Raw genomic sequence first — 18,474 nt, 5'->3', positions numbered from 1 at the left:
TTGCAAAAGCGGGGCTGCAAGCGCGGTCAGACCGGATTGAGCTCGAGGTTGCGGGCGCGCCGGATGACGAAAAGGATCGATGCAATACCGGCAATTGCTGTGAACAACATGATCAGGATCAGTGGGTAGGCACCGCTTTCGGGTGTCAGCAAGAGCCCTGCCAGTACGGCCAGTGCGGAACCACCCCCGATCATGATCGCGCCGCCCAGTCCGGATGCAGTGCCCGCGAGATGCGGTCGCACGGACAACATGCCAGCCGTCGCGTTCGGAATACATAAGCCGTTGCCAAGGCCAACCAGGGTCATCAAGCCGAAAAACGTTTCGGCCGAGCCGTAACCCGCAAGAAAAATGAACAAAGACAGGGTGCTGCCCAATGCGTTCGCCATGCACCCCCAAAGCACCATCGTATTTATGCCAAATCGCATGGCGTACATGCCGGTGATCCAGTTGCCGGTAAAATACCCCACTGCGGGTGCGCCGAAATAGATACCGAGCCAGAAGGGATCGAGGTTAAAGACGGTAGAGCCGACAAAGGGCGCACCGCCAAGATAGGCAAAAAAGGCACCTGAGCAGAAGGCAGCGGCCATTGCATAGCCCCAGAACCGCGGCGAGCGCAGCAGTTCGGGGTATTCGCGAAACTGACCCAGAATGGTGTTCTCGGTGGCGCGTGCTGTCTCTCCCATATCGGTGATGACAAGCGCGAGAATGCCGCCGGCAATTACAAACATCAGCCAGAATGTCACATGCCAGTCATAGGATTGCTCTATCACGCCACCCACCGCGGGTGCGATCATCGGCACCAGTGCCATACCCATGGTGACATAGCCGATTTTGGAGGCGGCCTGATCCTGGGTATAGAGATCCCGCAGGACCGCACGGCTCAGCACCATTGCTGTGGCAACCACCGCCTGTGCAATGCGAAAGCAGAGAAATACCAAAGCGTTCGGCGCAAAAATGCATCCCAATGTGGCTATCATAAATCCGATCAAACCGAAAATCATCACCCGTCGGCGGCCCAGATTGTCTGAAATTGGCCCGATGAAAATTTGGATCACCGCACTGAACAAAAGATAAAGCGGGACTGAAAGCTGCATAGTGGCGTAAGAGGTGCCAAAGAACTCCGCCATCTGCGGCAGACTGGGCAAAAAGATATTCATCACCAAAGCGGAAAGCCCCGCCAACAGGATCAGCGTAAATACCGTTGGCGGTGTTTTGCGATCCAGAAACCGGATGACGGGAAGTGGAGGGGGGAATTTATCCATGCAAATGCAAGTAATCCGTTGCCGTAGGGTTGTCCATATTCCGGTCGGCGATTTGCAATTTTGCGATTTGCTTCAGTCAGACTGCATACAATTTGCAAATATGCAGAAAGGTGCTTTCCTCAGCCCTGCTCAGTTCGTTACTATGGTAAGGATATTAAGCAGGGGTAAACCATGAAAGATATTCTCGAACAGCTTGAAGAGCGCCGCGAAACCGCACGGCTGGGTGGCGGCCAGGCCCGGATCGACGCGCAGCACGGGCGGGGCAAGCTGACGGCGCGCGAACGGGTTGATCTCTTGCTGGACGAGGGGTCTTTCGAAGAATTCGACATGTTCGTCACTCATCGCTGCACCGACTTTGGCATGGAAAATCAAAAGCCTGCGGGCGATGGCGTGGTTACCGGTTGGGGCACAATCAATGGCCGTTTGGTATATGTCTTCTCTCAGGACTTCACAGTGTTGGGCGGTTCCGTCTCCGAAACCCATGCCAAGAAGATTTGCAAGATCATGGACATGGCCATGCAAAATGGCGCACCGGTGATCGGTATCAACGACTCGGGCGGCGCGCGTATTCAGGAAGGCGTGGACTCTCTGGCTGGATACGGCGAGGTGTTCCAGCGCAACATCATGGCGTCCGGTGTAATTCCCCAAATCAGTGTAATCATGGGGCCCTGTGCGGGGGGCGCGGTGTATTCACCGGCGATGACCGATTTCATCTTCATGGTCAAAGACAGCTCTTACATGTTCGTGACCGGCCCCGAAGTCGTGAAAACCGTGACCAACGAACAGGTCACCTCGGAGGAATTGGGCGGTGCCACCACCCATACCCGTAAATCATCCGTCGCCGACGGCGCTTTTGAAAACGACGTGGAGGCGCTGGCAGAGGTCCGCCGGCTGGTCGATTTCCTGCCTGCCAACAACCGCGAAGCACCGCCAGTGCGCCCCTTCTTTGATGAGCCAGACCGTATCGAGCCTTCGCTGGATACGCTGGTACCCGAGAACGCAAACACGCCTTACGATATGAAAGAATTGATCCTTAAGCTGAGCGACGAGGGCGATTTTTACGAGATCCAGGCGGAGTTTGCCAAAAACATCATCACCGGTTTCATGCGTATCGAAGGCCGTACCGTGGGTGTGGTCGCCAACCAGCCAATGGTGCTGGCCGGCGTGCTGGACATCGACAGCAGCCGCAAAGCGGCGCGTTTTGTGCGTTTTTGCGATGCCTTTGAAATCCCCATCCTGACGCTGGTTGATGTGCCAGGATTTCTGCCCGGCACCACGCAGGAATACGGCGGCGTGATCAAACACGGTGCAAAGCTGCTCTTTGCCTATGGCGAGGCGACAGTGCCGATGGTCACCGTGGCGACGCGCAAGACCTATGGCGGTGCCTATGTGGTAATGGCGTCCAAGCACCTGCAGTCTGATTTCAACTATGCCTGGCCCACGGCCGAAGTGGCCGTGATGGGGGCCAAGGGCGCGGTCGAAATCATTCACCGTGCAGACCGCGATGATCCCGAGAAGATCGCGGAGCATACGGCGCATTACGAAGAACGCTTTGCGAACCCTTTTGTCGCCGCTGAACGCGGATTTATCGACGAGGTGATCCAGCCACGCATGACCCGCAAACGCATTGCACGGGCATTCGCATCATTGCGGAACAAGAAAAAAGAAATGCCGTGGAAAAAACACGACAACATTCCGCTGTAGGGTATTACCTTTTGCTTCACCCTTTTTCAAATACCAATCCTGCTCCCTCTTCCAGCGCCTTACCGGCGTTGGAAGAGTGCTGTGCCCCACGGGGTGCGCCCGCGAAATGTGCGGGCGTTGGAACCGAGGGCCTAATCGGGCTGTTGGGTGAAAAAGGAGATCCCAATGACCAAAGATCATGGCCCCAGTGTGAAGGACGACGAGACATACGAAGCCCTGCGCGAGGACGGTGCATCCAAGCAGAAAGCAGCCGCCATCGCCAATGCGCAGGCAAACGAGGATCAGCACCCCTCCAAGAAGGGCGGCAAGCAGCCGCCATACGAGGAGTGGACCAAAGACGATCTATATTCCCGTGCGCAGGAGCTGGAGATCGACGGACGGTCGGATATGACCAAGGACGAATTGATAGAGGCGCTGCGCAGCACCTGAGGGACAGCAAGACTCACGCGGGCTGCGGTAGCGAAGCGTCGAAGGGAATGGTCGTATGAAGCGGCTGTTGTTTCCTATGCTTGTTGCAGCAGGTCCAGTTTACGCAGCCGACGTGCCGTCAGGCCTGAATGTTGCGTTGCAAGAGGTGCTGGTCGATACGGTTGGCGACGAGACGTGGCTGCGGTTTCGCTTCATCGCGCCCGAGATCAGCCGCGACGCCAGTGGCATCAGCATTGAAACAGCCGCCGCTGACATGACATATCTCTGTGAGCATTTGGCGCTGGACTACATTCAAGAATTTGCGCTTGGTGGTGATATGATTGTCATTTCCTTGGCGGATCGCGAAACCGAGTTCGGCACCGCAGACCCGGATGCCACCCAGTTTTTCGAAGCATATCGCCCTGTGGATAACGCCTGCATCTGGGAGGGATTGTAATGCAACCACAACATCTTGCGGTTCAACTCTCATGTGGATGGTATAATGAGGCTTTACCGTCACAAGTCCGCCGATTGGTTAGGACTGGATATTATTTGAACCCGCATTACTCTAATGTGGCATCAAGGAATACCCAAGTATCCCTTACCTCAAAAGTAACGGGGCGCGTGAGGCAAATACACGATGCGCGTTCCACTCACATAGACAGGAGACTCAGATGTCCAAGAGCATCAAATTCCTGGCAGCCATCGGCTTTATCGCCACTGTTGCTGCCTGTACGTCCGGCCAAAGCGAAGAAGAATACGTTGTTGTCGAGCCCGAGCCCATCTCGGTCGAGCCAACATACACCGGCAAGTACAAGTAAATTTGCTGCGGGGCAGGCGTTCGCGCCTGCCTCGATCCAACGACCCGCCTTGGTCCTTAGTCGGAGGGCCATGTGATGCCAGCCTATATGCTGAAACATCGAGGATTTCCGGGACGTTTGCCCGGCACCGACTATCAATTCACCATCCGCCGTCCCAACCCCAAGGGGGTCACACCGCTATCGCGGCGCGAGCGTCGTTCCGACCGCCGTCCGCCAGATCGCCGTGCAGATGCTGCCTTTATGAAGGCGCTCTGGGAGCATTTCGGCGACCAGCCGTTCGAGCGGGGTAATCTGGATGCAGGGCGCTTGTCCTGGCTCTTTGGGCGCGAAGTTCTGCCCGCCACCGATCCATTCGATCCTGCGCATTACGAATCTATGCTGGTGATTGACGAACGCATGGCACGGGCTTCTTTCCCCGAAGCCTTTGAAGAGGGGTCGGCATGAACTTGCTTGGATGCCTCGCGAATAAGCGTAGCTTGGCCGGTTTTGGACCAGCCGGTTACGCATGCTTGGCACACCCTGAAGAAAGCCCCAGCCTGCGACGTGTCGACAGGCACGCTTCACAGTGGCGGCCTGTCAGACACCCCAAACTTACCCCTTCCTCTACGGGGCGGCAGATCCACGATGCGATACTGCTGCCCCGCTTTTTCACGGCCCGGCCACCGGCGGGTATTCGCCGCCCAGCTGCACCAAGTATGGAACAGATGTCTTTGCCCTGCGTTTATACGCCAGATCAGAGCAGAGAAGGAATTTCATCATGTCAATCAAGACACTTACACTCACCCTTGCAGCATGTGCCGGCCTATCGGCCTGTGGCGATACCATTGGCGATCAAGCCCTCGGCGGTGCGGCAGTTGGTGCAGGCGCAGCGGCGATTACCAGCGGCAGCCTTGCGCAAGGCGCGGCCATCGGTGCTGCGGGCAACATTGCCTATTGCCAGATCAACCCCAACCGCTGCTAAGCACTTTACCGACGCGCAGTCTTTGCGCGCTCCCCGATTTATGAACCCCGCACAGCCCTGGCTGTCGCGGGGTTTTTGCGTTTCCCTTAAGACCCAGAAGGACACCTCATGTTCACCAAAATCCTGATCGCCAACCGGGGCGAGATCGCCTGTCGCGTTATCAAAACCGCCCGCAAGATGGGTCTGACCTCGGTCGCGATTTATTCGGACGCGGATGCGCAGGCGTTGCATGTGCAAATGGCGGATGAAGCCATCCACATCGGGCCGCCCCCTGCGAACCAATCTTACATCGTGATCGACAAGGTGATGGCGGCGATCAAGGAAAGCGGTGCGCAAGCCGTGCATCCGGGTTACGGTTTCCTCAGCGAAAACAGCAAGTTTGCCGAAGCGCTCGAGGCGGCTGGTGTGGCTTTTGTCGGCCCGCCGGTGGGTGCGATCGAGAAAATGGGGGACAAGATCACCTCCAAGAAAATTGCGAAAGAAGCAGGCGTCAGCACTGTGCCCGGCTACATGGGTTTGATTGCCGACGCGGATGAAGCGGTCAAGATTTCCAACGAAGTCGGCTATCCGGTGATGCTCAAGGCAAGCGCGGGTGGCGGTGGCAAGGGCATGCGCATCGCGTGGAACGACCAAGAGGCGCGCGAAGGGTTTCAGGCCTCCAAGAACGAAGCGGCCAACAGCTTTGGTGACGACCGCATCTTTATCGAGAAGTTCGTCACGCAACCCCGCCATATCGAAATACAAGTGCTTTGCGACGCCCATGGCAATGGCATCTATCTGGGCGAGCGTGAATGTTCGATCCAGCGCCGCAACCAGAAAGTGGTCGAAGAAGCGCCTTCGCCGTTCCTGGACGAAGCCACGCGCAAAGCGATGGGCGAACAAGCTGTCGCCCTCGCGCAAGCAGTGGGCTACACCTCTGCTGGTACGGTGGAATTCATCGTGGACGGGGACAAGAACTTCTACTTTCTTGAGATGAACACACGCCTTCAGGTGGAACATCCCGTAACCGAGCTGATCACCGGTGTCGATCTGGTCGAACAGATGATCCGTGTGGCGAACGGCGAGAAGCTGACGATCACCCAAGATGATATCAAGTTGACCGGCTGGTCCATTGAAAACCGGCTTTATGCCGAAGACCCCTATCGCGGGTTCCTGCCGTCCATTGGCCGTTTGACCCGCTACCGCCCGCCGCAAGAGGTTGCCGCCGGTCCGCTGAGCGACAATGGCAAATGGGCTGATAACGCCCCTACGGGTGCTGTGGCCGTGCGCAATGATACCGGCGTCTATGAAGGCGGCGAGATTTCGATGTACTACGATCCGATGATCGCCAAGCTTTGTACATGGGCCCCGACCCGTGCCGAAGCAATTGAGGCGATGCGCGTAGCCCTCGACAGTTTCGAGGTTGAGGGTATCGGCCACAACCTGCCGTTCCTCTCGGCCGTGATGGACCACCCGATTTTTGTCGATGGCACCATGACCACCGCCTTTATCGAAGAGCAATATCCTGACGGGTTCGAAGGTGTTGAACTGGCCGAGGCTGATCTGCACCGGATCGCGGCTGCCTCCGCTGCGATGCACCGCGTCGGTGAAATTCGCCGGGCACGTGTGTCAGGACGGATGGACAATCACGAGCGTAAAGTGGGCAGCCATTGGAATGTTGCGGTGCAGGGCCAGTCTTATGATGTAGTAATCAAGGCGGACAAGGCCGGAGCTACGGTCGAGTTTGATGACGGGACAGTCTTGCGTGTCGCAGGGGATTGGACGCCAGGGGACCAACTTGCCACGATGACGGTGAATGAAGCGCCTTTGGTGATGAAAGTCGGCAAAATTTCGGGCGGGTTCCGGATCCGCACCCGCGGCGCCGACCTGCGTGTGCATGTGCGCAGCCCGCGTCAGGCAGAATTGGCCCGGAAAATGCCTGTGAAGGTGGCACCTGATACTTCCAAGATGCTGCTCTGCCCGATGCCCGGTCTGGTTGTCAAAATGGACGTGGCCGTGGGAGACGAGGTGCAGGAAGGCCAGACGCTTTGTACCATCGAAGCGATGAAAATGGAGAACAATCTGCGTGCCGAACGCAAGGGGATCGTGACCAAGATCAACGCAGAGGCCGGAGACAGTCTGGCAGTGGATGATGTGATTATGGAGTTCGAATAACGCCAGATGGCGGTTGAGGCGTGGATAGGTCCGGTCATCATAGCGGCAGCGATTGCCGGATTGGTGAACGTGGTAGGCTGGTTTGTCGCCAGCCTGCGGGACCGCCGCGCCGACGACCGCCGCCGGCGTGAAAAGCAGGACGATCTTGCGACTGCTTTGCTGGCCGAAATTACGCATTACCGCGCTGCGCTGACGTTCTTTGATCTGGACGAGGTTTGGGAGACGGTGGCCGAAGAGATGTCAGAGAACGAAGACTATGTACCTTTCATTCCGACAGAACGGAACGACACGATTTTTTCCGCAATCCTCGCGGATATTCATATCTTGCCAGAGGATGTCATCCAGCCTGTGACACGTTATTACAATCAGGTTTTTGCCATTGATGCGATCATCGCTGATCTGCGGTCAAACGCTCTGCGCTCCGAATCCCGTGACATACGGTTGGCGGTCTATACCGATTACATCTCGTTGAAAAAGCAGGCGTTGGACGACGGGAATAGCGCAATCGCCGCGCTGTCAGCGCATTTGTCAGTATCCAGGGCGCGGTCCGCGTTGACCAAGGACGGGGCGCGGTGATTTTGGTGTACTCATGGGAACACTCCTTTGCCTATGGACCATATATAGGCGCATTTGGCCTAAGATGCAATAAAGACCAAGGCCTCCAGTGGTCTCAGCTGTCTCGTGCTTGCTCTTTTTCTTCGCGGATTTCGCGCTGCCGCATGGGCATTTTGTCGATGCTTCGGGTGATTTCGCGCACGTCCCAAGGAAAAGGTTTGCGTAGCTTGTTGCCGCCGTCCTTGCCCACCAGCACAAGCATAAAGCCGCGCGGCCGCATCATCAGCCGCAAGGGGGAGCGGGCCGCAGGATCGGTATCCGTCAGAACAACCACATCCCGTTCCAGCAGCTCTTCGGGCCGCTGGCCCAGCAGTTCAAGCTGTTCGATGTATGCCGGATCATCCTCGCTATCGGCAAAGACCAGCACGGGCCGTTTTTTCCAGCGAAATTCGCTCAAATCATCCATATCAGCGGGGCGGAATAGGGTTTCCAACTGGGTCACATCGGTCTCCTGCGCCAGCAACGGGGCGGCGAATAGTGCAGCAAAAACAATAGGTATGAGGCGTTTCATGGTGTCTCCTGTTGACCCTGATATAAGCCTGATCCGCGCAAATGCGATGGCAAATGTGATTGTGGACGCCATTAAGCGCAGTGCAAGAGGTTGTAGGCCATGAACGGGGTGATCCCCGCAGGATGGCCGAACGGGGCGGCGTTATGGCATAGGGTGGTCCGACATATCATGGACGTCATTCTGCATATGGGTGCGCATCGTACCGCGACCACCACGTTTCAGTACTACATCCGCGATCATCTTGCTGATCTGTCCAAACAGGGTGTTGCCTTTTGGGGACCACAAGAAGCGCGTAAGTCTGTATTTCCAGGGCTTTTTCGTTCGACCGTGTCCAAGAGAATCCGCAATCCTGCACTGCGGGCCGAAGGCCGGGTACGCATGTTTGCGGCACAGGCGCAGGCACGGGGCGTACGCCAACTCTTGGTGAGCGACGAAAATATGCTGGGAAATTGCGCTCAGAACCTACGGTCAGGGCAGCTTTATCCGGCAGCAGGAGAACGCGCGGCACGGATTTCGGCGGCCCTTGGCGGACGGGTGCGGCGCATTGTCCTGTCGATCCGCTCGCAGGAATTGTGGTGGGCTTCGGCCTGTGCGCTGACTGTTTCGCGGGGGCATCCCGTGCCCTCATCGGCCAAACGCGAAGCAATTTCACACAGCAGGAGGTGTTGGCGGGATGTGATCACCGATCTGGCCTGCGCGGCACCGGGAGCCGAGATTGATGTGCTCCCGTTCGAGGGCTATGTGGGCCAACCGCAAGCCGTGTTTGGCGCAGCCTTTGCCGGAGAAGCGCCAGCGGACACGCAGGGTCGCTGGTTGAACCGTTCAGCCGATCTGCGCAGTTTGCGGGCTGGGTTGGCGGAACAGGGCAGTGACCCGGATCTGTTGCCGGATGGCGCTGGCCGCTGGCAGCCCTTCGATACCGAACAATCCGTGAGACTGGCGGAGAATTACGCAGACGATATGCATTGGCTGATGGCCGGTGCGGATGGTCTGGCCACACTGACAGAGACGTCGCAACCGATAAGAGCGGACATAAGTCTGCCACCGGCTGCCCTGATAAAAGGACAAGGATATGACAAAGGACAACTGGCGCAGCACCGCTGAGGCTGAACTGCGCGGACGCAGCGTTGAAGATCTGACGTGGAAGACCCTTGAGGGGATCGACGTGCAGCCGGTCTATGGTGCCGATGATCTGGAAGGATTGGACCACCTTGGCTCAATGCCCGGCGAAGCGCCGTTCACGCGCGGCGTGAAAGCCACGATGTACGCAGGCCGTCCTTGGACGATCCGCCAATACGCGGGCTTTTCGACCGCCGAGGAATCCAACGCTTTTTATCGCCGCAACCTTGCCGCTGGACAACAGGGCGTTTCGGTCGCTTTCGATCTGGCCACCCACCGCGGCTATGACAGTGATCACCCGCGTGTTGAGGGGGATGTGGGTAAAGCCGGTGTGGCGATCGATTCCGTTGAGGATATGAAGATCCTCTTTGACGGTATCCCGCTGGACAAGGTCAGTGTGTCCATGACGATGAACGGCGCGGTGATCCCGATCCTGGCCAGCTTTATCGTCGCAGGCGAAGAGCAAGGCGTGGACCGTGCGAAGCTGTCCGGCACGATCCAGAATGACATCCTCAAGGAGTTCATGGTCCGGAACACCTATATCTATCCGCCCGAACCTTCGATGCGGATCATCGGGGATATCATCGAATATACCTCTGATAACATGCCGAAATTCAACAGCATTTCGATTTCAGGCTACCATATGCAAGAAGCAGGTGCGAACCTTGTGCAGGAACTTGCCTTTACTCTGGCCGACGGGCGCGAATATGTGCGCACCGCCATCGCGGCGGGGATGGATGTGGACCGCTTTGCACCGCGCCTGTCGTTCTTCTTCGCCATCGGCATGAACTTCTTTATGGAAGCGGCCAAGCTGCGGGCGGCGCGTTTGCTTTGGCACAAGATCATGGCGGAATTTGAGCCGAAGGATCCGAAATCCTCCATGTTGCGGACCCACTGCCAGACCTCTGGTGTGTCACTGGCCGAGCAGGACCCTTACAACAACGTTGTGCGCACGGCGTTCGAGGCAATGTCGGCGGTCTTGGGCGGTACGCAAAGCCTGCATACCAATTCGCTGGATGAGGCGATTGGCCTGCCGACCGATCATTCAGCCCGCATCGCCCGTAATACCCAATTGATTTTGCAAGAAGAAACCGGTGTGACCAATGTGGTCGATCCGCTGGCGGGCTCTTACTACGTCGAAAAGCTGACCCATGATCTGGCCGAAGCGGCATGGAAGCTGATCGAAGAGGTCGAGGAACTGGGCGGGATGACCAAGGCTGTGGCCACCGGCATGCCCAAGCTGCGCATCGAAGAGGCGGCCGCAACCCGTCAGGCCAACATCGACCGTGGCACAGAAGTCATCGTCGGCGTGAATAAATACCGCCGCGAGAACGAAGACCCGATTGATATCCTGGATGTCGACAACGTCGCCGTGCGCGAGAGCCAGATCAAGCGGTTGGAGAACATTCGCGCGAGCCGCGACGACAGTGCCTGCACCGCGGCGCTAGAAGAGCTGACGCGCCGCGCGCGCGAAGGCGGGAATTTGCTGGAAGGGGCCGTGGAAGCTGCACGCGCGCGCGCCACAGTAGGAGAGATCAGCATGGCAATGGAAGACATATTCGGCCGCCACCGTGCGGAGGTGAAAACGCTCGCGGGTGTCTATGGTGCTGCCTATGAGGGTGACGAAGGTTTTGCCAAGATCCAGAAATCGGTCGAGCATTTTGCCGAAGAGGAGGGGCGTCGTCCGCGGATGCTGGTCGTCAAGATGGGCCAGGACGGTCACGATCGGGGCGCCAAGGTGATTGCGACCGCCTTTGCGGATATCGGGTTCGATGTAGATGTGGGCCCGCTGTTCCAGACACCTGCCGAGGCGGCGCAGGATGCGGTGGACAACGACGTGCATGTGATCGGCATTTCGTCGCAAGCGGCGGGGCACAAGACGCTCGCACCACAACTGGTCAAGGCGCTGAAAGAGGCGGGTGCGGAGGATATTCTGGTGATTTGCGGTGGGGTGATCCCGCAGCAGGATTACCAGTTTCTCTATGACGCAGGCGTGAAGGCGATTTTTGGTCCCGGCACCAATATCCCGGCGGCGGCTGAGGATATTCTCAAACTCATCCGGGCGGCGCGGGGTTGAGAGTGCGGACGGTATATAAGGCCAAAAAGAGAAAGGGGGAGGCGTGATCACATTGGATCATCTTGCGGTGGCGGGTTCGACCTTGGACCTCGCCACCACATATGTCGAGACATCTCTTGGTGTGCCGCTTGAAGAAGGAGGTGCCCATGCGGTGTTTCACACACACAACCGTTTGCTGGGTATCGAGGAGGGTCTGTACCTTGAGGCGATTGCAATCAACCCCGATGCGTCTGCGCCCGACAGGCCGCGCTGGTTCGATCTGGATCGATTTACAGGGCCTGCGCGGTTAACCAACTGGATCTGTCGTTGTGATGATCTGGACGCCACGTTGGCTGCTTTGCCTCCGGGGTTCGGGACGCCCGTTGCCTTGCAGCGCGGGACATTACGTTGGCGCATGGCGGTGCCTGCGGATGGGATTTTGCCTTTTGACAATTGTGCGCCGGCATTGATGCAATGGGAGGGCGACGACCATCCGGCCGAGAGGCTGGCTCAGTTGGGGGCCGCATTCACAGGTCTGACGGTCTGCCACCCGGACGCGGATGATCTTGCGGCCCTTTTGGCGCCCCATCTGTCCGATGCCCGCATCCGGTTTGAGCGCGGCACGGCCGGTTTGCAGGCGGATATTGCAGTAGAGGGCCAGGCGCGTCGTCTGACATGACAATCGTGTATAAATCGCTTGCGCTACGCTGACTTCGGTTCGGGGCTGGGCTAGACTGCGGTTATGTCGATTTGGATCCGCATTACAGAGGCGCTATCTGCGCTGACCTCGGGAGAGGGGCTGGCCGCTGTCTTTGACCGGTTGCGCAGTCCGCCTGAGCGATCGGTTGCTTTTACCATCGCCGTTATTGCCTTGGGTGCCAAGATGGCCAAGGCGGACGGGCAGGTCACCCGCGACGAGGTCACGGCCTTTCGCGAGGTGTTCCAGATTGCTGAACAGGACACGGCCGGCGCGGCGCGGGTGTTTGATCTGGCACGACAAGATGTTGCGGGCTTTGATGATTATGCCCGCCGCATTTCGACGATGTTTGCGGATCAACCTGAAATGCTGTGTGATTTGCTGGAAGGCCTGTTTCATATCGCGATGGCCGATGGCACCTACCATCCGAATGAAGATGCTTTTCTGGAGGATGTGGCGCATATTTTCGGCCTGTCCGAGGCGCGGTTTGCGGCTCTTAAAGCACGCTTTGTCCCGAATACCTCGCCCTTGCCGTATACCGTTTTGGGGATTGCGCCTGATGCCGATTTGACCGAGGCGCGGGCGGCTTGGCGGAAGTTGGTGCGCGACAATCATCCCGATGCGTTGGTAGCGCGAGGCCTGCCTCAAGAGGCGGTGCGCATGGCTGAAAAACGCATGATTGATATCAATCGCGCTTGGGAAACACTCTCCGGCAAAAACGCCTGATGCGGATCGCCACGTATAATGTGGAGTGGTTTTCTTCTCTTTTCGATGACGCGGATCAGCTGTTTAACGATAGCGGATGGTCAGCGCGGTACGATGTGACGCGTGCACAACAGACAGCAGCGCTCGGGGTTGTGTTTCAGGCATTGAATGCAGATGCCGTGATGGTGATCGAGGCCCCGGATCAGAGCCGTGGTCGATCGACCGTGGCGGCATTGACCGGATTTGCCGTGGCTTTCGGGTTGCGCACCACGGATGCGCTGATCGGGTTTAGCAACGACACGCAGCAAGAGATCGCGTTGCTGTATGATCCGCAAGTGCTGCAGGTACGGCATGATCCCAAAGGGGCCTTCACCGGTATGGAAGGTGCGGCCGGGGCGCCCCGGTTTGATGGTGCGTTGCGAATCGATCTGGATGTGGACGCCACCGAGGATACAGTGGTGTTTTCCAAACCACCGCTGGAGGTCGCGGTGGAAACCAAGGGCGGCTTTGCCTTTCACATGATCGGGGCGCATCTCAAATCCAAGGCACCGCATGGGGCAAAGACCCCTGCAGAGGTGCTGCGCATAAATATTGCGAACCGGCGCAAGCAGTTGGCTCAGGCGATTTGGTTGCGCGGGCGCATTGAGGAACATCTGAGTGCAAGCACGCCGTTGATGGTCTTGGGAGACTTGAATGACGGTGTGGGGCTGGACGAATTCGAAGACCTCTTTGGCCGGTCATCGGTCGAGATTGTGTTGGGAGAGGGCAAGGCATCACGTCTGTTTGACCCTCATGCAAAGCAAGCCTTGAGTCGCAAGCTGGGGGCAGCACCGACCACGGCGCGGTTCTGGATCAGGCCGGAAAAGCGGTTTCTGCAGGCGCTTCTGGATTACATCATGGTGAGTGACGAGATCCGGGCGCGCGGGGCACAGTGGCGCATTTGGCATCCGCTGGATGACCCCGAATGCTGGACGAACCCGGTGTTGCGCGATGCCTTGGTCACCGCCTCGGATCATTTCCCGGTGACCATCGACTTTGACGAAAGCTCGTAATCGGGCGGGCGATGCGCTATATTCAGGCTATGAAAAACATCGCCGCTTGCTTCTTTGCTTTTTTCCTCACAGTGCCTGCCGCTTTCGCGCAGGATAGCGATGCGCCGCCCTCTGAGGGGTTATCGCTGATGGAGTGGGGGGCGCAGATGTTCCTTGACGGTATACTTAAGGAAATGGAGCCGGCGATCGAAGACTTCTCCGGGCTGGCCGAGGAGATGGGGCCGGCGTTGCGCCAGTTTGCCGATCAGATGGGGCCGAAACTGGCCGATCTGATGAACGAGATTGAAGACTGGAGCGCCTATTTGCCGCCCGAAGTCTTGCCCAATGGTGATATCATCATCAGGCGCAAACCGGAGGCACCGATGGTACCACCCGCCACGCCCACCGAACCGGCACCGCAAATCGACTTGTGATTTGGCGCTTAGACTTTTGTCACGGCTGCGTCAGACTTTCTGGCGCGCATGGTCTTGATCTCGACTTCGGCCCCGAGAGATGCAGCGAGTGAATTAAGCCGCGCTTCGGCCACTTCACCAAAAAGTGGCATCATATCGGGGGTCAGACGCAGTTGGAGCAGTTTCTTCTTGGCAAACCAACGCAATTCACCGCGTTCGGCTTCTGGTGTCATCCAAAGCATCGCCCCAAAGCGCATCGCTTTGCCTACGACTTCGGCCTCGGCACGGGTTTTTTCGTCGACCATGTCGTAAAGGTCGGCAAAGCGCGCGTTTTCGCGTTTGTTGGAATAGCGGTGCAATAGCGCCAGCCCCATGAAGATACGCTCGGCATGTTTCAGTCCCCCCAGATTGGCACGGGTCGCATTGTCGAAACAGACTTCGGCGCGGTAGTCGGGATGTGCACGCCAGCTGACGTCATGTAGCAGGCAGGCGGCTTTGATCAGTCGCTTGCGCGGGGCAGAGGCCCCAGAGAACAAGGGCAGGATGAAGTCATATAGGATCTTGCCGAACCCCGGCATGCGTGCGTCCTTTGCTTCGGCAAAGCGGCAGGCCTCGATCAGCGGGTCGCGGTCGCGCAGGCGCTGTGGCATTTGTTCATAGAGCATGCCTTCGCGGATGCCGTAGCTTGAGATGGCGATGTCCTTTGGGCGGAAGGTCTTGACCAACCGGTTCAGAACTTCGGCAGCATAGGGCACCAACGCCATGCGGGAGCTGGAGACACCTGCAGCCACGCGCAGCTCTTCAATGTCTGTTTCCTTGATATATTTTACCGTCGATGTGACCGCGCGGGGTGTCATCCGGTATTCATGCAGCACCTGCAGCGGATAGCCCCGCCGCAGCATGTCGATCCGCGCGATGGCCCGCCATGAGCCGCCCACAAGGAACAATCGATCCCGCTGGGCGCCCATGCGTTCCTTGAGGTTGGTGATCACTTCGGTGATATGCGCCTTGCGGGCCTTTGCACCCCCTTTGAGATCGCGCAGTTTGAGCGGCCCCAGTTGCGAGGTGACGCGGCGCCCCACACGGCCGCCGGATATCTCAGCCAGTTCCATCGAAGAACCGCCGATGTCGCACACCAGACCGTAGGCACCAGGCCAGCCCAGGAGGACGCCCTGCGCAGACAAACGAGCCTCTTCCTCACCGTCGATGACCCAGATGCGCAGGCCGGTTTCGCGCAGAACTTCATCGCGGAAGGCGGCCCCGTCGCTTGCATCGCGCACAGCGGCTGTGGCGACAACCGTGAGTTCCGAAAGCCCCATGCCATCGGCAAGCTTTTTAAAGCGGCGCATGGCAGAGAGCGCGCGGGTGCGCCCCTGAGGGGACAGATGCCCGGTTTCGGACATGCCGGCCCCCAAGGCGCACATGATTTTCTCGTTATAGAAATATGCAGGTGAGCGTGCCGCGCCGTCGAAAACCACGAGCCGCACAGAGTTTGATCCCACATCGACCACGCCAACCCGCGCCAGGGCCCGGGCAGAGGGGTCTTCGAACAGCGGTTTTCCGAAGAGGCCGAGATCGGCAACACCTGTTTCAGGAACGGTGTCGCGTGCGGTCTTGGTCAGTTTGGCCATGCGGTCTCCTGCGGGGCAGCGTGTGAGGCGCAAAATGCGGCAGCGGGCTAGCCGGGTCAATCATTAAGGCGCTGTGATCTGGCGGAAAGGGGCCTCAGGCCCCTTGTTGTTTTTATAGGTCCACGGTGCAGGGTGAGCCAGATGGTCTGGGGAAAGACCTGTGGCAAGTGGCAGTGTCGGGTATTTGCAAAAGGGTGAATTGGGGGTTCAGTCCTCAGTGTGAGTAAGTTTGGGCACATCAGATGCCCCCGCAGAGCCGCGCCCGGAGAGGGAGGGGTTTTCCATGAAAAAGCGGTGGCAGTTGAAGGTGAACTGACCATCTTGAAAGGCGGGCCGCGTGAAGGTGCCGTCGGGGGACATGACCCAGCTTTGCGCCACATCTGCGAGGTTGGCGGCCATGATCTGGCTGACAATCTGGGCCTTGACGGTGGCGTTTTCGATCTCGACCAGGGTTTCGACGCGGCGGTTGAGGTTGCGTCCCATCCAGTCGGCTGAGGACATAAAAACCCGCGCTTTTTTATGAGGCAGGCCGGCGCCATTGCCGAAACACACGATGCGGGAGTGTTCCAGAAAGCGGCCCACGATTGATTTGACCCGGATGTTTTCGGACAGCCCTTTGACGCCCGGACGCAATCCGCAGATGCCGCGGATCACAAGGCTGATCTGAACCCCTGCCTGGGAGGCGGCGTACAGCGCGTCGATCACTTCGTCGTCGATGATGGAGTTCATTTTGGCCCAGATCACCGCAGGGCGGCCAGCGCGGGCGTGCTCAGCCTCGGCTGCGATCATTTCGAGCAAGCGGGGTTTGAGAGTGGTGGGCGAGATGGCAAGGTTGTCGAGGCTATCGGGTTGGGCATAGCCCGAGAGAAAGTTGAAAACCTTGGTCGCATCCCGGCCAAGTTTCTGGTCGCAGGTAAAGAGCGACAGATCGGTATAGATGCGGGCGGTGATGGGGTGGTAATTGCCGGTGCCGTAGTGGGTATAGGTCACCAGTTGGTCGCCCTCCCGACGCACCACTGTCGATATTTTTGCATGTGTTTTCAGGTCAATAAAGCCGTAGACCACATGCGCACCGGCGCGTTCCAGCCTGCGCGACTGGCGGATGTTCGCAGCTTCGTCAAAGCGGGCTTTGAGCTCGACCAATGCAGTCACGGATTTGCCGTCCTCGGCAGCCTCACACAGCGCTTCGACAATCGGGCTGTCGCGGGAGGTGCGGTACAGCGTCTGTTTTATCGCGACCACATTGGGATCATGTGCCGCCTGTGCCAGAAAGCGCACCACCATATCGAATGTTTCATAGGGGTGGTGCAGCAGCATGTCTTTTTGCCGGATCGCCGCGAACATATCGCCATCATGGTCGGTGACGCGTTCAGGAATGCGCGGAGTGAATTGCGGCCAAAGCAGGTCGGGGCGGGCATCGGTGACCAGTTCTGACAGGTCGTCGACACCGATCATGCCGTCGATTTCGATCACATCGCGTTCATGCACGCCAAGCTCAGCCATCACGACTTCCTTAAGCTTTTCAGGTGCTCCGGCGGAATGGGTCAGGCGGACAACTTCGCCCCGGCGACGGCGTTTCAAGGCTACTTCGAATTCGCGCACGAGGTCTTCGGCTTCATCTTCGACTTCCAGATCGCTGTCGCGCAACACGCGGAATTCAAAGTGGGATTTTAGTTTGTAGCCGGGAAAGAGGTCTGGCGTATGCAGTACCAACAGGTCTTCAAGGGGCAGGTAGCGCAGTGTGCCTTCGGGCGCGGGCAGAGCCACAAACCGGTCGATCTGCGCGGGGATCGGCAGCAGCGCCTGCAAGGGCCGCTTGTTGGCTACACGTTCAAGCTGTAGGGCCAGCGCATACCCGGTGTTGGGGATGAACGGGAAAGGGTGCGCGGGGTCGATGGCCAGAGGTGAAAGGACCGCGAATACCTGATTGAGGAAGACTTCCTTGAGAAAGATCTTGTCTTCTTTGCTGAGGTCGGCGGTCCGTTCAAGATAGATGTTCTGCGCATCCATTTCCGCCATCAAAGAGACCAGCACACGCTGCTGTGTCATCATCAGATTGCGGGCGTTTTCGTTGATCAGCACCAGCTGCTCGGCGGGTGTCAGCCCGTCAGCGGCAGGGGTCGTATTGCCCGCATGTGCCAGTTCGCGCAGGCCGGCCACGCGCACAGTGTAGAATTCATCCAGGTTATCCGCGGAGATCGACAAAAAGCGCAGTCGTTCCAGAAGGGGCACACGAGGGTTTTCGGCCTCTTCGACGACGCGCCAGTTGAAGGCCAGCCAGCTGAGTTCGCGATTAAAGAACCTGCCCGGTCCCGAGATATCGAGGTCAGGCAAGTCGGCGGGCGGCGGGAAAGAACCCTGAAGGAAATCGGTCTGTGACATGGGG

At 58.2% G+C, this 18,474-nt stretch carries 18 protein-coding genes; 14 read left to right on the top strand and 4 right to left on the bottom strand.

All coding sequences use genetic code 11. From position 1 onward, the window contains the following. Window positions 1–26: 26 nt before the first annotated feature. Window positions 27–1,262, bottom strand: coding sequence for a multidrug effflux MFS transporter (locus Z945_RS0118540; RefSeq protein WP_025053590.1), 1,236 nt, complete (start codon window positions 1,260–1,262; stop codon window positions 27–29). 171 nt (window positions 1,263–1,433) lie between these two features. On the opposite strand from Z945_RS0118540, the gene Z945_RS0118535 reads away from it, so the two are divergent. The 8 genes from Z945_RS0118535 to Z945_RS0118500 all read left to right on the top strand — a co-directional run bounded on the left by Z945_RS0118535 (window position 1,434) and on the right by Z945_RS0118500 (window position 7,886). Then, entirely contained in the window at window positions 1,434–2,966 is a 1,533-nt protein-coding gene (locus Z945_RS0118535; RefSeq protein ID WP_025053589.1) for an acyl-CoA carboxylase subunit beta, read from the top strand. Between the two features lie 165 nt (window positions 2,967–3,131). Then, window positions 3,132–3,395 (top strand): DUF7218 family protein, encoded by a 264-nt coding sequence (locus Z945_RS0118530; protein WP_025053588.1) that lies wholly within the window; start codon window positions 3,132–3,134, stop codon window positions 3,393–3,395. Window positions 3,396–3,450: 55 nt separating this feature from the next. Further along, the gene (locus tag Z945_RS0118525) at window positions 3,451–3,831 is read left to right on the top strand and encodes a DUF6497 family protein (protein WP_025053587.1); all 381 of its coding nucleotides are present in this window, start codon (window positions 3,451–3,453) and stop codon (window positions 3,829–3,831) included. A gap of 217 nt (window positions 3,832–4,048) precedes the next feature. After that, the gene (locus Z945_RS20740; RefSeq protein ID WP_169736953.1) at window positions 4,049–4,195 is read left to right on the top strand and encodes a hypothetical protein; all 147 of its coding nucleotides are present in this window, start codon (window positions 4,049–4,051) and stop codon (window positions 4,193–4,195) included. An 87-nt stretch (window positions 4,196–4,282) separates the two neighbouring features. Then, window positions 4,283–4,639 (top strand): hypothetical protein, encoded by a 357-nt coding sequence (locus Z945_RS0118515; RefSeq protein WP_025053586.1) that lies wholly within the window; start codon window positions 4,283–4,285, stop codon window positions 4,637–4,639. Window positions 4,640–4,952: 313 nt separating this feature from the next. Further along, a complete protein-coding gene (locus Z945_RS0118510) occupies window positions 4,953–5,156 on the top strand; it encodes a hypothetical protein (RefSeq protein ID WP_025053585.1) in 204 nt (67 codons plus the stop codon). A 108-nt stretch (window positions 5,157–5,264) separates the two neighbouring features. Then, a complete protein-coding gene (locus Z945_RS0118505; protein ID WP_025053584.1) occupies window positions 5,265–7,310 on the top strand; it encodes an acetyl-CoA carboxylase biotin carboxylase subunit in 2,046 nt (681 codons plus the stop codon). Window positions 7,311–7,316: 6 nt separating this feature from the next. Further along, window positions 7,317–7,886, top strand: coding sequence for a hypothetical protein (locus Z945_RS0118500; protein ID WP_025053583.1), 570 nt, complete (start codon window positions 7,317–7,319; stop codon window positions 7,884–7,886). A 94-nt stretch (window positions 7,887–7,980) separates the two neighbouring features. Here Z945_RS0118500 and Z945_RS0118495 read toward each other — a convergent pair whose 3' ends face one another. Then, complete coding sequence (locus tag Z945_RS0118495) at window positions 7,981–8,436, bottom strand: DUF4174 domain-containing protein (RefSeq protein ID WP_025053582.1); 456 nt, start codon at window positions 8,434–8,436, stop codon at window positions 7,981–7,983. A gap of 168 nt (window positions 8,437–8,604) precedes the next feature. Between Z945_RS0118495 and Z945_RS0118490 the strand changes: the two genes are divergently transcribed. The 6 genes from Z945_RS0118490 to Z945_RS0118465 all read left to right on the top strand — a co-directional run bounded on the left by Z945_RS0118490 (window position 8,605) and on the right by Z945_RS0118465 (window position 14,478). Then, entirely contained in the window at window positions 8,605–9,540 is a 936-nt protein-coding gene (locus tag Z945_RS0118490) for a hypothetical protein (RefSeq protein WP_025053581.1), read from the top strand. Continuing rightward, window positions 9,509–11,632 carry a methylmalonyl-CoA mutase gene (gene scpA, locus Z945_RS0118485; protein ID WP_025053580.1) on the top strand — a complete coding sequence of 708 codons (2,124 nt, stop codon included), beginning with the start codon at window positions 9,509–9,511 and terminating at the stop codon, window positions 11,630–11,632. Before Z945_RS0118490 ends, scpA begins: the two co-directional genes overlap by 32 nt. 43 nt (window positions 11,633–11,675) lie before the next feature. Further along, a complete protein-coding gene (locus Z945_RS0118480; protein WP_025053579.1) occupies window positions 11,676–12,290 on the top strand; it encodes a VOC family protein in 615 nt (204 codons plus the stop codon). 63 nt (window positions 12,291–12,353) lie between these two features. Next, on the top strand, window positions 12,354–13,034 hold the full coding sequence (locus Z945_RS0118475; protein ID WP_025053578.1) for a molecular chaperone DjiA: 681 nt from the start codon (window positions 12,354–12,356) through the stop codon (window positions 13,032–13,034). Further along, on the top strand, window positions 13,034–14,065 hold the full coding sequence (locus Z945_RS0118470; RefSeq protein WP_025053577.1) for an endonuclease/exonuclease/phosphatase family protein: 1,032 nt from the start codon (window positions 13,034–13,036) through the stop codon (window positions 14,063–14,065). Before Z945_RS0118475 ends, Z945_RS0118470 begins: the two co-directional genes overlap by 1 nt. A gap of 11 nt (window positions 14,066–14,076) precedes the next feature. After that, window positions 14,077–14,478 (top strand): hypothetical protein, encoded by a 402-nt coding sequence (locus Z945_RS0118465; protein ID WP_241434530.1) that lies wholly within the window; start codon window positions 14,077–14,079, stop codon window positions 14,476–14,478. An 8-nt stretch (window positions 14,479–14,486) separates the two neighbouring features. On the opposite strand, the gene Z945_RS0118460 is transcribed toward Z945_RS0118465, so the two are convergent. Both Z945_RS0118460 and Z945_RS0118455 read right to left on the bottom strand, forming a co-directional pair. Continuing rightward, window positions 14,487–16,088 carry a Ppx/GppA family phosphatase gene (locus Z945_RS0118460; RefSeq protein WP_025053575.1) on the bottom strand — a complete coding sequence of 534 codons (1,602 nt, stop codon included), beginning with the start codon at window positions 16,086–16,088 and terminating at the stop codon, window positions 14,487–14,489. Between the two features lie 207 nt (window positions 16,089–16,295). Further along, window positions 16,296–18,470, bottom strand: coding sequence for an RNA degradosome polyphosphate kinase (locus Z945_RS0118455; protein WP_025053574.1), 2,175 nt, complete (start codon window positions 18,468–18,470; stop codon window positions 16,296–16,298). Window positions 18,471–18,474 lie beyond the last annotated feature (4 nt).

The sequence above is a fragment of the Sulfitobacter noctilucae genome (genome assembly GCF_000622365.1).
GTDB lineage: Bacteria > Pseudomonadota > Alphaproteobacteria > Rhodobacterales > Rhodobacteraceae > Sulfitobacter > Sulfitobacter noctilucae.
Note: the sequence above shows the minus strand (reverse complement) of the source record. Positions and strands in the feature narration are given on the sequence as shown.

Coding starts and splice junctions, on each gene's coding strand:
- Z945_RS0118540 (WP_025053590.1), bottom strand. CDS start 1,262: ATGGATAAATTCCCCCCTCCACTTCCCGTCATCCGGTTTCTGGATCGC.
- Z945_RS0118535 (WP_025053589.1), top strand. CDS start 1,434: ATGAAAGATATTCTCGAACAGCTTGAAGAGCGCCGCGAAACCGCACGG.
- Z945_RS0118530 (WP_025053588.1), top strand. CDS start 3,132: ATGACCAAAGATCATGGCCCCAGTGTGAAGGACGACGAGACATACGAA.
- Z945_RS0118525 (WP_025053587.1), top strand. CDS start 3,451: ATGAAGCGGCTGTTGTTTCCTATGCTTGTTGCAGCAGGTCCAGTTTAC.
- Z945_RS20740 (WP_169736953.1), top strand. CDS start 4,049: ATGTCCAAGAGCATCAAATTCCTGGCAGCCATCGGCTTTATCGCCACT.
- Z945_RS0118515 (WP_025053586.1), top strand. CDS start 4,283: ATGCTGAAACATCGAGGATTTCCGGGACGTTTGCCCGGCACCGACTAT.
- Z945_RS0118510 (WP_025053585.1), top strand. CDS start 4,953: ATGTCAATCAAGACACTTACACTCACCCTTGCAGCATGTGCCGGCCTA.
- Z945_RS0118505 (WP_025053584.1), top strand. CDS start 5,265: ATGTTCACCAAAATCCTGATCGCCAACCGGGGCGAGATCGCCTGTCGC.
- Z945_RS0118500 (WP_025053583.1), top strand. CDS start 7,317: ATGGCGGTTGAGGCGTGGATAGGTCCGGTCATCATAGCGGCAGCGATT.
- Z945_RS0118495 (WP_025053582.1), bottom strand. CDS start 8,436: ATGAAACGCCTCATACCTATTGTTTTTGCTGCACTATTCGCCGCCCCG.
- Z945_RS0118490 (WP_025053581.1), top strand. CDS start 8,605: ATGGACGTCATTCTGCATATGGGTGCGCATCGTACCGCGACCACCACG.
- scpA (WP_025053580.1), top strand. CDS start 9,509: ATGACAAAGGACAACTGGCGCAGCACCGCTGAGGCTGAACTGCGCGGA.
- Z945_RS0118475 (WP_025053578.1), top strand. CDS start 12,354: ATGTCGATTTGGATCCGCATTACAGAGGCGCTATCTGCGCTGACCTCG.
- Z945_RS0118470 (WP_025053577.1), top strand. CDS start 13,034: ATGCGGATCGCCACGTATAATGTGGAGTGGTTTTCTTCTCTTTTCGAT.
- Z945_RS0118465 (WP_241434530.1), top strand. CDS start 14,077: ATGCGCTATATTCAGGCTATGAAAAACATCGCCGCTTGCTTCTTTGCT.
- Z945_RS0118460 (WP_025053575.1), bottom strand. CDS start 16,088: ATGGCCAAACTGACCAAGACCGCACGCGACACCGTTCCTGAAACAGGT.
- Z945_RS0118455 (WP_025053574.1), bottom strand. CDS start 18,470: ATGTCACAGACCGATTTCCTTCAGGGTTCTTTCCCGCCGCCCGCCGAC.